Annotated in this window: 9 protein-coding genes; 3 read left to right on the forward strand and 6 right to left on the reverse strand. The window is 64.9% G+C overall.

Features of this window, described 5'->3' with window-relative positions:
* Positions 1 to 4: 4 nt before the first annotated feature.
* The 6 genes from RQI43_RS04985 to RQI43_RS05010 all read right to left on the reverse strand — a co-directional run bounded on the left by RQI43_RS04985 (position 5) and on the right by RQI43_RS05010 (position 7,596).
* Positions 5 to 886 carry a branched-chain amino acid ABC transporter permease gene (locus tag RQI43_RS04985; RefSeq protein WP_056433922.1) on the reverse strand — a complete coding sequence of 294 codons (882 nt, stop codon included), beginning with the start codon at positions 884 to 886 and terminating at the stop codon, positions 5 to 7.
* 13 nt (positions 887 to 899) lie between these two features.
* The gene (locus tag RQI43_RS04990) at positions 900 to 1,670 is read right to left on the reverse strand and encodes an ABC transporter ATP-binding protein (RefSeq protein WP_056433926.1); all 771 of its coding nucleotides are present in this window, start codon (positions 1,668 to 1,670) and stop codon (positions 900 to 902) included.
* A gap of 8 nt (positions 1,671 to 1,678) precedes the next feature.
* Positions 1,679 to 3,088: an LLM class flavin-dependent oxidoreductase gene (locus RQI43_RS04995; RefSeq protein ID WP_311274426.1), complete on the reverse strand. Its 1,410-nt coding sequence runs from the start codon at positions 3,086 to 3,088 to the stop codon at positions 1,679 to 1,681.
* Positions 3,089 to 3,135: 47 nt separating this feature from the next.
* Positions 3,136 to 4,404, reverse strand: a complete 1,269-nt coding sequence (locus tag RQI43_RS05000) for an SfnB family sulfur acquisition oxidoreductase (protein WP_311274427.1) — start codon at positions 4,402 to 4,404, stop codon at positions 3,136 to 3,138.
* 47 nt (positions 4,405 to 4,451) lie between these two features.
* On the reverse strand, positions 4,452 to 5,921 hold the full coding sequence (locus RQI43_RS05005) for a carbohydrate porin (protein ID WP_311274428.1): 1,470 nt from the start codon (positions 5,919 to 5,921) through the stop codon (positions 4,452 to 4,454).
* Between the two features lie 673 nt (positions 5,922 to 6,594).
* Positions 6,595 to 7,596, reverse strand: coding sequence for a helix-turn-helix domain-containing protein (locus RQI43_RS05010; protein WP_056433940.1), 1,002 nt, complete (start codon positions 7,594 to 7,596; stop codon positions 6,595 to 6,597).
* A 568-nt stretch (positions 7,597 to 8,164) separates the two neighbouring features.
* Here RQI43_RS05010 and RQI43_RS05015 point away from each other — a divergent pair.
* The 3 genes from RQI43_RS05015 (at position 8,165) to RQI43_RS05025 (ending at position 14,366) form a co-directional block, all read left to right on the forward strand.
* Complete coding sequence (locus tag RQI43_RS05015) at positions 8,165 to 11,815, forward strand: flagellin (RefSeq protein ID WP_311274429.1); 3,651 nt, start codon at positions 8,165 to 8,167, stop codon at positions 11,813 to 11,815.
* A gap of 91 nt (positions 11,816 to 11,906) precedes the next feature.
* Positions 11,907 to 12,290, forward strand: a complete 384-nt coding sequence (locus RQI43_RS05020) for a flagellar biosynthesis repressor FlbT (protein ID WP_056433946.1) — start codon at positions 11,907 to 11,909, stop codon at positions 12,288 to 12,290.
* 504 nt (positions 12,291 to 12,794) lie between these two features.
* Positions 12,795 to 14,366, forward strand: coding sequence for an ABC transporter substrate-binding protein (locus RQI43_RS05025; RefSeq protein WP_311274430.1), 1,572 nt, complete (start codon positions 12,795 to 12,797; stop codon positions 14,364 to 14,366).
* Positions 14,367 to 14,384: the final 18 nt, after the last annotated feature.

Consider the following 14,384-nt stretch of genomic DNA (forward strand, 5'->3'; position numbering starts at 1 on the left):
CTGGTCAGACCCTCTCGATGGTGCGCTCGCCGAACAGGCCGGAGGGCCGGGCGAGCAGGAAGGCGACGGCGAGCACGTAGGCGAACCAGGTGGAGACGCTGCCGCCGAGCAGCGGGCCGAGATAGATCTCGGCGAGACTGTCGCTCGCCCCGACGATGAGACCGCCGACGATGGCGCCGGCGATCGAGGTGAAGCCGCCGATGATGAGGACCGGCAACGCCTTCAGGACCACGAAGCTGAGGGAGAACTGGACGCCCTGGCGTGCGCCCCAGAGTAGGCCCGCCACGAGGGCGACGAAGCCGGCGGCGGCCCAGACCACCGCCCACAGGGTCTGCAGCCGGATGCCGATGGAGAGGGCCGCACCCGGATCGTCGGCGACGGCGCGTAGGGACAGGCCGATCCGCGTCCGGTCGAAGAAGAGCGACAGGGCGATGACGAGCGCGCCCGCGCTGGCTGCTGCGGCGAGATCGAACTGGCTGAGCTGGATCGGCCCGAATGCGATCGGCGTGTCGGGAATGCCGAGATCGAGCTCATGCACGCTCGCTCCCATCAGGAGCTGCGACGTCCCCTCGATCACGTAGGAGAGCCCGAGGGTCGCCATGAACAGGGTGATCTGAGGCCGGTTGGCCAGGGGGCGAAGCACGACCCGCTCCACCGCCACCGCCACCGCTACCAGGATCGCCAGGGTGATCAGGCCCGAGAGCCAGAGTTCGATCCCCTTCTCCCGCAGGGTGACGAAGGTGAGCGCAGCGCAGAGTACCATCGCGCCTTGCGCGAAGTTGAAGACGCCCGACGCTTTGTAGACCAGCACGAAGCCGATCGCGACGAGGGCATACATCACCCCCGCCAGCAGGCCGCCGGCCAAGGTCTCGAGGAAGAAGCTCATGGCTGGGAAGGCCTCAATGGGGCGTGCCGAGATAGGCGGCGATGACGGCCGGGTCGGTGCGGATGGCCTCCGGCGTGCCGTCCCCGACCTTGCGGCCGTAATCCAGCACGACGACGTGGTCCGAGAGGTCCATGATCACCCCGATATCGTGTTCGATGAGGACGATGGTGGTGCCGAACTCGGCTCTCGCATCCGCGATGAAGGCGCTCATGGCGCGCTTCTCGTCCTGGTTCATGCCCGCCATCGGCTCATCGAGCAGGAGGAGCGTCGGCCGGCCGACGAGGGCACGGGCCAGGTCGACGCGCTTCTGGACCCCGTAGGACAGGGTGGAGACGATGGCGTCGCGATGGGCCGACAGATCGAGAAAGGCCAGGATGGCCTCGGCGCGGTCGCGGAAATCCGCGGTCTCGGATGCGTCGCGGAATACTCCGAAGGCATGCTCGACGAGGGTTGTGCGGCTATGGCGCGTCAGACCCGCCAGGACGTTGTCGAGGACGCTGAGTTTCCCGAACAGGGCCGCATGCTGGAAAGTGCGTCCGATGCCGCGTCGCGCCGCCTGCAGGGGACGGATACGGGTGAAGCGCTCGCCCTCGAACACGACCTCTCCGGAATCCGCCCTGTAGACGCCGTTGAGGATGTTCAGCAGCGAACTCTTGCCGGCTCCGTTCGGCCCGATGAGCGCGCAGATCTCGCCGCGCTCCACCGTGAAGCTCAGGGCGTTGATCGCCTTGATGCCCTTGAAGGCCAGGGAGACATCGGTGAGTGTGAGGATCGGATCGGGCATGGCCGGTCTCACTCGGCCGCCGCGGCGGGGCGGAGCGCGGCCTCCCGTGCCTTCACCGCCTCGATATCGCGATAGGCATGGGCCGGGTGGGTCTCGGGCAGGAGCGGCCCGCGACCGAACAACTTCTCGCGCAGCGTTCCGGGGCGATAGGCTTTCGGATAGGCGCCACGCTTCTGGAGCTCGGGCACGAGCAGGTTCACTGCGTCCTCGAATGTCTCCGGCGTGACCGCATAGGCGAGGTTGAAACCGTCGACGTCCGTCTCCTCGGCCCATTCCTGGAGGATGTCGGCGACCGTCGAGGGAGAGCCGACGAAGACCGGCCCCAGGCCGCCGATCCCGCCCCAGCGGGCCAGCTCCTCGATGGACCAGGGCTTCTCCGAGCCGGCAAAATTCTCCACCATCGAGACGATGGCGTTGGTCTCGACCTTTCGGATCTGATCGGTGGGCGCGTATTGCCCGAAATCGATCCCGCTCCAGCCCGACATGAAGACCAAAGCACCGTCATAGGACGTATAGCTCTGGTATTCCTCGAACTTCGCTTGCGCCTTCTCGTCGGTCTCGGCCACGATGACGGTGGTGAGGTTGTAGACGAGGACGTCGCGCGGATCGCGGCCCGAGGCCGCCGCTTTGGCGCGCACGTCAGCCACATAAGCCTTGAGGGTCGCCTTGATCGGGGACGCCACGAACACGCATTCGGCATGTCCCGCGGCGAATGCCTTGCCGGGGCCTGACGCGCCGGCCTGATAGAGTACAGGCGTGCGCTGGGGCGACGGCTCGCAGAGATGATAGCCCGGCACGGTGAAGTGACGGCCCTGATGCGCGATCTCGTGGACCTTGGCCGGGTCGGTGAAGATACGCCTGTCGCGGTCGCGCTGGACGGCACCGTCCTCCCAGCTGCCCTCGAACAGCTTGTAGAGAACCTCGACATACTCGGCCGCGACCTCGTAGCGGTTATCGTGCCGCTTGAGTCCGCCTTCGCCGATATTCTTCGCCCCACTCTCCAAATAGGAGGTGACGATGTTCCAGCCGACCCGGCCCTTGGTGTGGTGGTCGGCTGTCGAGAGGCGGCGGGCGAAGGTGTAGGGGTGCTCGAACGAGGTCGAGGCGGTGATGCCGATGCCGAGATGCTCGGTGGCGAGCGCGATCGGCGCCGCGAGCTGGATCGGGTCGTTCAAAGGGATCTGCGCCGCCTGATGCAGCGCGTGCCAGTTCGATCCCTTGTAGACGTCGTAATAGCCCACGACGTCGGCGATGAAGATCCCGTCGAAGATGCCCCGCTCCAAGGTCTTGGCGAGATCTGTCCAGTATTCCAGGTCCTTGTACTGCCAGGACCGGTCGCGCGGATGCGCCCAGAGGCCCGGCGACTGGTGGCCGACACAATTCATGTCGAAGGCGTTGAAGCGGATCTGGCGGGTCATGGATCAAGTCCGTTGAGGCGGGCGGTCGGCTCCGAAGCGCGGTTGCGTCAGCTCCAGGGATGGCGCGGCGGGTGAATACCGTTGAGGTAGTGGTTGCCCACGTGGAACAGCTTCCAGCGAACCGGGTCGTGGAGCGTGTGGGTGCGGGCGTTGCGCCAATGGCGGTCGAGACCGTGCTGGGCCAGGGTCGAGCGGGTTCCCGCCCGTTCGAACAGCTTGTTCGTCGCCAGGATCGCGATATCGGTGGTCAACACCTTGGATTCGGCGGTCCGCACGGTGGCCTCGCCGACATTGGCTTCGGACGGATCGGTATGGGCGCGGTCGATGGCCTTGCCGGCAATGTCCACAAGGGCTTCGGCGGCGTGCAACCGGATGGAGAGGTCGCCGATTGCCGCGATGGTGAACACGTCCTCCGACGCCCGGTCCTGGCCGCTATCGACCCAGGGCCGGCTCTTCGTCCGCACGAACGCGATGGTGTCCTCGATGGCGCCCCTGGCGATGCCGGCATCGATCGCCGACTGGATGATCTGCGAGACCGGTCCGGCGATGGTGGGACGGTCGAACGCCTTGACCGGCAGGAGGCAGCGGCGCGGGAGGCGCACATTGTCGATGTTCACGCTTCCCGATGCCGTCGTGCGTTGCCCGAAGCTCGACCAGTCGTTGCTGATGCTGATCCCGGGCGCGTCCCGGTCGGCGAAGGACAGGAAGCCTTGCCCGTCCGGGTCTATGGCGACGATGGGAATGATATGCGCGAGAAGCGCACCGGTGCTGTAGAATTTCTGGCCGTTGATGACCGCCTCGTCGCCCTCATAGCGGATGGTGGTCTCGAAGGCGGCGACGGTCTTGCTGTTGAGTTCGGAGAAGGCGTTGCCGAAGCGCAGTCCCGCCAGGACCCAACCGAAGAATTCGGCTTTCTGGGCGTCGGTCCCGTCGATGTCGATATGCGCATTGATCGCAAGATGGTTCTGGGTGATTTGCGCGAGGGAACTGTCGGCCGCCGCGATGATCGCGATCACCTTCGCGAGCGTCGCATAGGAGAGCCCGGGGCCGCCATAGGCTTTCGGCACGTTGATCGCCCACAGGCCGCTCTGGGAATAAGCGTCGAGTTCCGGCAGGGGCAGGAGTCCTTCCCGGTCCCTCAGCGCGGCTCCCACCGCGAAGTCCGCCGCGAGCCGCGTCGCGGTGGCGATGGCGTCCTCATCCGTCCGGATCACGTCCGCAGGTCGGTCCGGCCGTGGCCGCGGCGGGATCGGGTCGTGTGAATTGACCCGGGGGTGCGCGGTATAGTCGATGCTGGTCTCGGTCAGGGAACCCATGATGGCCCTCCTTCTGAATGATGGTGACTGTGCGACGATCCGGGGCTTCAGCCCGGAGACAGACCGAAGATCGCTCCCAGCGGCACGATCAATGTCGCACCGACGTAGAAGCCGTCCTTGCTGCGGTTGGCGGTGTAGGGGTTCCAGTAGGAACTCCCGTTGACCAAGTATTGAACCACCGGCTCGAAGAAGATGCCCTGGCCGAGCGCCAGATGGGCGTTGGCCTCGAAGACAAGCTTGCCGCGGGAATACGGTGCGCCGGTCCCGCCCGAGATGAAGTTGGCATCCGAGAGGAACTGCGCGTAGTCACCCGCGATCCGCTGCCAGTTCACCTTGACCCCGTAACGGTCGAAGGGACGCGATTGGTCGGGGGCCTGGAGGGTGACGCCCGCGAACGCGTTCCAGCGGATCGGAATGGTCGGGTCGGGCGCGTAGGCGAGGCTGGTATAGGCCTGGATGGAGGTCGGGTTCAGGTTGGCCGCGTCGGCACCGCCATCGGCTCGCCAGACGACCTGGCTCGCGGTGAGGATCACGCCCGAAGTGCCCGATTTCTGCAGCACCGGGGCGCCGGGATCGAGTCCCTTCGAGGTGCCGAACACCGTCTTGAAATTATCGGCGTGGTCGGCCGTGTTGTAGAAGCCGGTCAGCGCCACCCGGCTCGGATAGGGATCCGTCACGAAGGTCGTGGCGTGCCCGGCCTCCGCGAGGACCAATGCGCCATTGAGCGGCTCGTAGTTCCAGTCGTAGCCCGACAGGAAGTTGGCGCCGCTCGTGACCGCGAAAGCGCCGGCCTGAACGTAATCCTGCGCCGACAGCTTGTAGGCGACGTTGCCGCCCCACACGCCGTAAAGCGGTGAACTCAGGCCGGCATTGATCTGGAGGATGTCCTGAAAGCAGCTGACGCTCGATTGGCAGGGCGGCAGCGCATAATAGCGATTGGGATGGGTGCGTCCGACCTCTATGGCCAGCCGATCGTCGAACAGGCGCTGCTCGTAGGTCAGCACCGAGAGGCGGGCGAAGTCGCGGTTGAAGGTCGGCTGATAACCGATCGTGGTATCGCCGATGTCTCCGCCCATGTTGCGGTTGTTCCAACGCAAGCCGAAGAAGGTCTGCGTGTAGTGGAACCAGCCGCCCTTGATGCCGGCGATCCTGTCGAGATCGGCGTCGAGGCTCAGCAGATAATAGGTCGAATTGGATAATTGTCCCGGACGAAGTCCGGCGCTCGGATTGGAGAAGAAGTATTCGTAAGCATTGACGTCGAAGCTGAGGCCATGGGCGGCGAGGCTGGCCGCATAGGGCGCCAGCGGCCCATGCCATTTCTCGGTGCCGTCCGGTGCGACGCCGATCGCGCTCGGATCGGTACGGGGGCCGGCCTCTCCGGTAAAGGTCTCGATCGCGCTCGGCGACTGAGCCCATGCGCCCGTCAGACTGAGCGGCAGGGTGCAGGCGAGGCACGTTCCCAGCAGGGCGCTCTGAAGGCGGCGGCTATGAGACGGGGAATTCGCGAAATCGGTCATCGAGGCTCGTCTCTCGCGGGCATGCGGGTGCCATCGGCGGGCGCAAGCACGCGTTCGTGAAGTCGAAACGGAATGGAGTGCAGGCCGGCACAAGACAAAGCATGTCTCGCGCAATGTTCCCGCTGTTGTAGCCCTGTCTCGAAGTGGAAAATTCCCGCTTCTGAACGAGCTTAGCTTATGAATAAATATGCAATGATATCGAAACGAACGTCAATGAACGGTGTTGCCTAATTTATCGACTCTCTCGGAAGATGATTTCCTCCTGGGACCACATTTGAAAATACGATTGCTGACGTCGTGATACCGGCGGTCCTGGCATTCAATCCGAGATAAAACGTCTCGATGCCGTCGTGCCCACGGAGGTCCACGGCCGTGCCGTTCAGGACGCTGTGACCGTTTTCGAAAAAGACCGCCCGAACCGTCGATCTTGGCCGAGATCGAGGTGATCGCCGTCCATTGCGAGGCATGCTCGCCCTGGTGGTCCAGGACCATCCGCACCGCGCCGGCACGAACCTCAGGGGAATACGGTGGGATTCACTTCGCCCTCGCTCCGCCCTCTCGAGAGTGGGAGCCTCTGGGAAACACGGAGCGGTTCAACGGCCGAACGGGCCGCAATTACGATAACGCTCCTCACGATCGGACGGGCGACGTCTCTGCCGATCTCGTGTGGCGCTCAGGCGCTGAGGCTCCGCATCCAGCCGAGCAGCACCGGAATGCTATCTTGGCTACGGTGCGCGACCAGCCGCTCCTCCAGTGCCTCGCTCGGAAGGAATCCGAAGCGTCTGCGAAAGGCACGGCTGAAGGTCTTCTCGTCGGAGAAGCCCGTGGCGTAGGCCACCGACGAGATGCGCGGGCGGCCGCCCGCCGCGCCGAGGAGCTTCATCGCCCGCAGCAGGCGCCGCTCGCGGATGTAGCTGGCGACCCCGCCCTCATGCTCGAAGAGCCGGTAGAGGGTGGCCCGCGAAAGCCCGAACTGGGTGATCAGCGTATCGATCCCAAGGGATTCCGAGGCCAGTTCCTGCTCGATGAACTGGCAGATGGCGATCTTGTTGAGCCGGTCGAGGGCCGGCGCCTGGTTCACGTCGGGCTGGAAACAGGCGGCGCAGAGATCGGCGGCCGCGCTCGACAGGTAGCGCAGCTGGTGCGCCTCGGCGGAGGCGGCGCTGGCCACCAGGCCGGACAGGTACGTGTAGGAGAGGTGCCGCACGGGGGCCGAGCGGTAATCGAGGGGTTGCCCGTGCAAATTCTCGATGGTGGCGATCTGGTCGCCGAGGAGCTTGCGCGGCAGCATCACGTTGGTGGCAGAGACCGGCCCGGCCTCGCTGACGATCGGCTGGGTGAGGTCGAAGACCACGAGCTGGGAAGCCTTGATCTCCACTGAGCGTCGAGCGGCGCCCATCCGGCTTTGGCCGGCGGTGTAGAACTGGATCAGGATGTGGTCGACGCCCTGCCGGGCGATGGTCCGGGCCGAGCGCTTCAGGCGCTGGGCCGGCGCGGTCACGGAGCCAATCAGGGCTTCCCCGAAATGATACGTGGTCAGGGCGATCGGCGAGGCCAGATCGGCATCCGACGCGAGCTCGGCCTCGAAGACCGGCGCAAGATGATTGCACCAGGACTGAGCCAGCAAAGCCGGATCGGTGGGAGCGATGAAACGGTCGCAGAGAATGCCCGTCATAAATCAAGGCCTTCAAAACGGTGAAGGCCCATGGTCGTCACGCCGCAGCACGGAACCTGATGTCTTATGGAAGCTTCGCCCTGAGACAGATTTTCTAATGGCGGCATCATCAACCGATACTCGAAAGAGAATTCATCTCGACCATGACTTTGTACAAACAGACCACATCCTAGAGATAGAGAAGTACTTACGTACAACATCACCAGCATAACATCATATTTTAATAAATCTTTAATTTACGGAGACTTGGATTTCAACGTGATCGGGTCGCGATGAACAGTCTTATCGGCCGATTGTGATCCGGCCGGCCGTCAGGGTCATTTGAAACGGGCCGGCGACCAAGGCAAGCAGGCCAATCCGCATGGGGGCTCGATTATGAGACAAAAACGACTATGTTTGAGATACGAAGTAACCTAAAGACGATTTGAGACACTATGCTACTTATGTGAGACGCATTGCCCCTCAATACAAACACAATTCGAGCATCAATTAAGATGTCGATAAGTGGATCCCCCCCTGTCTGGGGCGTCGCCAACAGGGCGATGTCTCGATCAACAGGATCCGCCCGATGTCCGGCAGCATCACCCTCACATCCGCAACGCGCCAAAACCTGCTCTCGCTCCAGGACACGGCAAACCTGCTCTCGACCACCCAGAACCGGCTCTCCACCGGCAAGAAGGTGAACTCGGCGCTGGACAACCCCACCAACTTCTTCACGGCGCAGAGCCTGTCGGCGCGCTCCAGCGACATCAGCTCGCTGCTCGACGGCATCTCCAACGGCGTCCAGGCGATCCAGGCGGCGAGCCAGGGCATCACCTCGATCACCAAGCTTCTCGAAACCGCCAAGTCCACGGCCAGTCAGGCGCTCGCCGACAAGACCGGCGGCAGCAGCGGCATCAGCGGCGGCGCGACGGAGCAGGCTGCCAAGGTGACGGGCACCTCGACCTTGGCCTCCCTCGGCACCACCGACGCCACCGGCGAAACCACGTTCGACTTCTCCGGCCCGACCAAGGACGCCTCTCTCGAGATCACCCTCGGCGGCACCAAGTCGACCATCCGCATCGATTCCGCGACCCTCGCCTCGTCCGGCACCGACCTCTCCAAGATCACGTCGGACCAGCTCCTCACCGCCATCAACGGCCAGATCGCCAACAACAGCGCGCTGGCCGGCAAGGTCACGGCCGGCACCAGCCCCGACGGCCGCATCACCTTCGCGACCACGACGACGGGAGCATCCGCCAGCCTGACCGTGGCGGGCTCGGCCAATTCCACCATGGATATCGGCTACGGCAAGTCCACCACCACGCCGACCTCCGCCACCGTCACCGCCAATGCCGCCCTGGCCGTCGCCACGGACTTCTCCACCGGCAGCGCCTCCCTGGTGGTCAGCGACGGCAACACCTCGGTCCAGGTGCAGCTCGACAAGAACTCGGCCACCGACGAGCTCGGCGGCACGCTCGGCGCCTCGGCCTCGCGGGAGGATGTCGCAAAGGCGATCAACAAGCAGCTCAAGGATAGCGGCTCCACCGCGACGGTTGAACTGTCCAGCACCAACAGCCTCGTATTCAAGTCGGCCGATGTCGGCCCCGACGCGCAGATCTCCGTGATCGGCGGCATCGACACCACGGGCGGCAACAGCGCGGCCGGCATCGGCTTCAGCACCTTCACCGCGAGCACGCCGGTCGCGAGCTCTCCCGCGGCGGCGGATTCCACGGACTCAACCGACAGTACCGCGGTAGCCGCCCAGACACTGACCACCGGTACAGCGTCGGTCAAGGGTGCCGTAGCTTCCACTACTGCAGTCCCCGAAACATCCGACCTCGGCGCCGGTCAGAGCACGACCTTTTCGGTCACCGACGCAGTCGCCAACAAGACCATCAACATCACGATCAACAAGGACTCGCTCGACGCGAACGGGGCTGCTCTTGGAACGACAGGCATCACCGACGATAAGATCCTCGAAGCAGTCAAGCGGCAGCTTACGGCCGCCGGATCGGGAATCGTCGCGACCTTGTCCGGAGGCACGGAAGGTGCACTGAAGTTCGAGAACGCGGCCGTCGGCGCTGGTAGCGACCCAGTCCTCACGACCCAGGGCAACAACCTCACCGATCAGATCGGCCTGTTCAGCGCGCCCTCGACGACGGTAGCCGGGACGATCGCCGCGAACACCGACCTGACGGAGGGCAAATCCGCCACGTTCACCGTCACCGACGGCACGACGCCGAAGACCATCACCATCGATGCGGCGAAGCTCGACGCATCCGGCACCGCGATCGGTACCAACCCGAACCAGCAATCGCTGGTAGAGGCCATCAACAACCAGCTCAGCGGCTCGGAATACTCCGCCTACATCGATAGCTCCAACAAGCTGACCTTCGTCGGGCCGAACGATACGGCCGCAGCCCCGCAGATCACCAACGCCTCCGATACGATCGGCCTCGGCCTCGGCACAGCCAACACGCTGACGGCCACCAACGAGGCGACCACGCCGTCCGCCAGCACCGCCGCGAAGGTGACTGCGACCGGTACGGCGGTCTCTGGAGCATCGGGCGATCTCTTTGCCCTGACCACCACCGCGAACACGTTCTCGATCAGCGACGGCACCAAGACGGCCAACATCTCGATCGCTTCTGACACCCCCTCCGGCAGTAGCACACTCGGCGAAGACCCGACTCAGGACGAGATCAAGGCCGCGATCCAGGCACAGCTCGACGAAGCCGGCGTCAACGTCACCGCCGCCTTCAATGCCAACAAACTGGAATTCACCTCGAAGGGGGTCGGCACCAGCGGCACCGTCACGCTGACGCGCGGTGTCGACGGCACGGGCGCTGCGGGGCTCGGCATCGGCTCGGCGGTTGCCGGCGAGGAGCCCGTGACCGCGACCGGCATCCCAGCCGGTTCCATCGACCTGTCGGGCGGCAAGTCGAGCGCCTTCACCATCGGTGACGGCACCAGCACCAAGGCCGTTACGGTCTCGTCCACCAGCCTCGACAAGGATGGTAATGCCATCGGCGAGGCGGCGACGCAGGACAAGGTCGCCGAAGCCATCCAGGTCCAGCTCGACACCGGCGGCATCAAGGCCACCGTCTCCTTCGTGGACGACAAGCTCCAGGTGAAATCGAACGCCGTCGGCACCGGCGCCGCCGCTCCGACCCTGACCGCGACCAGCGACACCGCCGGCCTCGGCCTCGGCACCACCACCACCGCCAGCAGCACCCCCGCCGCGGGCGGAGGCACCGCCGCCGCTGGCGTCACCGCCTCCGGCACCGAGGCGACGGACGGCTCGTCCAAGGCCTCCATCGTCGGCACCGAGCAGACCGTGACCAAGGATTTCAGCGGCACGAAGGACGCGTCCTTCACCCTGAAGCTCGGCACCGGCCCGCTCAAGCTGATCACGCTCAACAACACGAACCTCGGCACTTCGGCCGCCACCAGCCAGACCGCCATCGCCAAGGCGATCAACGACCAGATCAACGCCGATACCGGTCTCGCCGGTAAGGTCGAGGCGAGCTACGTCAACAGCAAGCTCGTCATCTCGACGAAGTCCTCCGGCTCCGACCAGAAGCTGACCATCCAGGCCGCCCAAGTCACGACGGGCGGAACCGCAGGTGTCGATATCGGTTTCGGCGTCTCTGGATCCGGCGCCACCTCCCAGACGGCGTCGGGCACGGATGTGGGCGGCAGCAAGGGCACCAGTTCGGTGCGCTCGGCCCTGGCGCAGCAGTTCAACCTGATCCTCGAGAAGATCACCCAGCAGGCCCAGGATTCCGGCTATAACGGCGTCAACCTGCTGTTCCGCAACAGCAACAGCGCCGCCGACAACACCCTGCACATCGCCTTCAACGAGAAGAACACCTCGGCGCTGGACATCCAGGGCGTGAAGTTCGATGCCGCCGGCCTCGGCCTCGATGCCGTCGAGGGCGGGTTCCAGTCGGACACCGATATCAACGCCGCCATCGAGCAGCTGTCCGAAGCCACGACCCAGCTGCGGACCCAGTCCTCGACCTTCGGCGCCAACCTGTCGATCGTGCAGAACCGTCAGGACTTTTCGAAGAACCTGATCAACATCCTCGACACCGGCGCCGCCAACCTCGTGAACGCGGACCTCAACGAGGAAGCCGCCAACTCACAGGCGCTGTCGACCCGCAACTCCATCGCCACCTCGGCGCTCTCGCTGGCCAACACGGCCCAGCAGGGCATCCTCCAGCTCCTCCGCTAAACGCGCGCACTTACGGGGACCGGCGGTCAGCGCCGGTCCCCGCCCCATCCGACGATCGATCCAGGCCCGTTTCCAGAAGGGATTCACCGCCATGGCCCTGCGCCTCGACCTCAAGCCTTACGAGGGTTTCCTCATCAACGGCGCGCTCATCCGCAACGGATCGCGGCGCTCCGACTTCCTCATCGAGACCCACTGCAAGTTCCTGCGCGAATCCGAGGTCATCAAGGAGAGCGAGGCCGATACGCCCGCGAAGATGCTCTGCGTCACCTTGCAGATCCTCTACCTCGCCGACGACCCGGCCGAGGCCGAGGACCTCTTCGCCCGCCAGGCCACCGAGATCATGCGGACGAGCCCGTCGCTCGCCCCCCACCTGCTCGCGATTCACGACGCGATCGCGGACCGCCGCCACCACGGAGCGATCAAGCTGGGCCGTGCCCTCGTGGTCGCCGAGCGGAGCCTTTCCGAGGCCGCGTGATCGATAAGGGTGCCGCGTGGCAGGCTCCCTCCCGCCGGCCGTCACGGCGCAACCTCGCGCTTGTAGCGCGGCGGCCCGATGCAGGAATTCCCCGAACGGAGCATCGACCTGACCGGTTGCCGCGACGCGGTGACGATATGCAGCGAGGCTGCCTCATGGCGCCTCGTCGAACTCTTGGAGCCTCGTCGAACTCTTGGAGCCTCGTCGACCCGGCAGATGAGAGAGGCTGGCGTTGTCCTCCACCGACGCGCCGATGCAGCGCAGGCCCGTAACCGGGCCAGAGCCCTGCTCACATCGCCCCTTCGTCGCGACGCTCGACCCTTCGCTGATCCCCGCCCATCGACGGCACGAGAGAAGTGGATCGTCGATCGGGAGTCTTCCTTTCGCCCCGACCCTGCCACCATCCGCTCCATGACCGTTTTGACCGGTTCGAGCGCTCTGGCACGCGCCGTGCTTTGTGGTTTTTGACCACTTTGACGGATACGTGGCTTTGGGAGTTTCGGGATGGCCGACGGGATGGATCGCAGGCGTTTTCTGCAAGGCAGTGCGGCACTGGCCGGTGTCAGCCAGATCAATCCGGACTTCCTGATCTCCTCCGCTTTCGCGCAAGGGGGAAAGCCGCTGGTGTTCCTGTCCGCCGAGAACATCACCGGCAACTGGGATCCGACCGCTCACACCACGCTCTCGCAGAAGAACATCGAGGGATTCGTGATGGGCTTCCTCACCCGCACGCCGATGACGCTCGATGACCCGAGCAAGGTGGTCTACGAGCTCGCCACCGATATCCAGCTCCTAGAGCCCACCCGCCTGCAGATCAAGCTGCGCAAGGGCATCCACTTCCATGACGGCAAGCCGTTCAAGGCCGAGGACGTCAAGGCCACCTTGGAATACGGCTCGGGCAAGGACCGGCCGGCGCAATGGTATCCCGGCCCGACCGACACGCTGACCATCACGACGCCCGACGACGAGACCGTCATCGTCGACACGTCGAAGGGCGGCTATCCCGCCCATCTCTTCATCTTCCTGGCGTCGTTCCTGCCGATCATGTCGGCCAAGGACATCGCGGAAGGGCCGGGCGGCGCCCTGACCCGCCGGCTCAACGGTACGGGTCCGTTCCGCTTCGTCGAACAGCGCGGCAACAGCACCGTCCTCGCCGCCTTCGACGGCTACTTCAAGGGTAAGCCGGCGATCCCGGGCATCGACTTCACCTTCACCGGCGACTCGACCACCCGGATGCTCTCGCTGATGAACGGGCAGGCCTCGATCGTCGAACGGCTCGAGCCCGAGCAGGTCGAGACCGTGAAGGCCAACCCGAAGATCGCGATCAATCAGGTCGTCTCCGTCGAGAACAAGTATCTCTGGTTCCGCTGCTCCAAACCGCCCTTCAACGACGTGCGCGTCCGGATGGCGGCCTGCCACTCCATCGACCGGGCGATGATCGTCGAGCTTCTGGGTGCGGCCGGCCACGCATCCGCGAACTACGTCTCGCCCGTGAAATTCGGCTACGTCGATCTTAAGAACTATCCGGCCTACGACCCCGCCAAGGCGCAGGCGCTGCTGGCCGAGGCCGGCTTCCCGAAGGGGAAGGGGCTGCCGCCGCTCGAATACATCACGTCGGTGGGTTTCTACCCGAAGACCAAGGAATACGGCGAGGTCATCACCGCGATGCTCAACGAGCAGGGGTTCCCGGTGAGCCTCACCGTCCTGGAACCGGCGGCATGGAACGAGCGACTCTACCATCGCCCCGGCGGCGGCCCGGGCCACATGGTCGATTGCGGCTGGTCCACGGGCTCGCCGGAGCCGGATCTGGTGCTGCGCACCCATTTCCACTCGTCCTCGCACCGGATCACCGGCATCGAGGACGCCGCGATCGACGCGAGCCTCGACAAGGAGCGGGCCGCGCCCACGCTGGAAGCACGCAAGGCGATCCTTCAGGACGAGACCATGCCGCTCCTCGCGGCGAAAGTGCCGGCTTTGTCGCTGTTCACCTCCGTGATGATCCACGCGATGCAGAAGGAGCTGCAGGGTCTCTATGTCTACCCCGACGGCTCCATCGACGCCTCCAAGACGGTCTGAGCAACCAGCCCGATCCCA

The organism is Methylobacterium sp. WCS2018Hpa-22 (assembly GCF_031843785.1).
Classification (GTDB): Bacteria; Pseudomonadota; Alphaproteobacteria; order Rhizobiales; family Beijerinckiaceae; genus Methylobacterium.

Excerpts from the sequence above, each read along its gene's own strand:
- RQI43_RS05025 (WP_311274430.1), top strand. The coding sequence starts at position 12,795 with ATGGCCGACGGGATGGATCGCAGGCGTTTTCTGCAAGGCAGTGCGGCA.
- RQI43_RS05010 (WP_056433940.1), bottom strand. The coding sequence starts at position 7,596 with ATGACGGGCATTCTCTGCGACCGTTTCATCGCTCCCACCGATCCGGCT.
- RQI43_RS04995 (WP_311274426.1), bottom strand. The coding sequence starts at position 3,088 with ATGACCCGCCAGATCCGCTTCAACGCCTTCGACATGAATTGTGTCGGC.
- RQI43_RS04985 (WP_056433922.1), bottom strand. The coding sequence starts at position 886 with ATGAGCTTCTTCCTCGAGACCTTGGCCGGCGGCCTGCTGGCGGGGGTG.
- RQI43_RS05000 (WP_311274427.1), bottom strand. The coding sequence starts at position 4,404 with ATGGGTTCCCTGACCGAGACCAGCATCGACTATACCGCGCACCCCCGG.
- RQI43_RS04990 (WP_056433926.1), bottom strand. The coding sequence starts at position 1,670 with ATGCCCGATCCGATCCTCACACTCACCGATGTCTCCCTGGCCTTCAAG.
- RQI43_RS05015 (WP_311274429.1), top strand. The coding sequence starts at position 8,165 with ATGTCCGGCAGCATCACCCTCACATCCGCAACGCGCCAAAACCTGCTC.
- RQI43_RS05005 (WP_311274428.1), bottom strand. The coding sequence starts at position 5,921 with ATGACCGATTTCGCGAATTCCCCGTCTCATAGCCGCCGCCTTCAGAGC.
- RQI43_RS05020 (WP_056433946.1), top strand. The coding sequence starts at position 11,907 with ATGGCCCTGCGCCTCGACCTCAAGCCTTACGAGGGTTTCCTCATCAAC.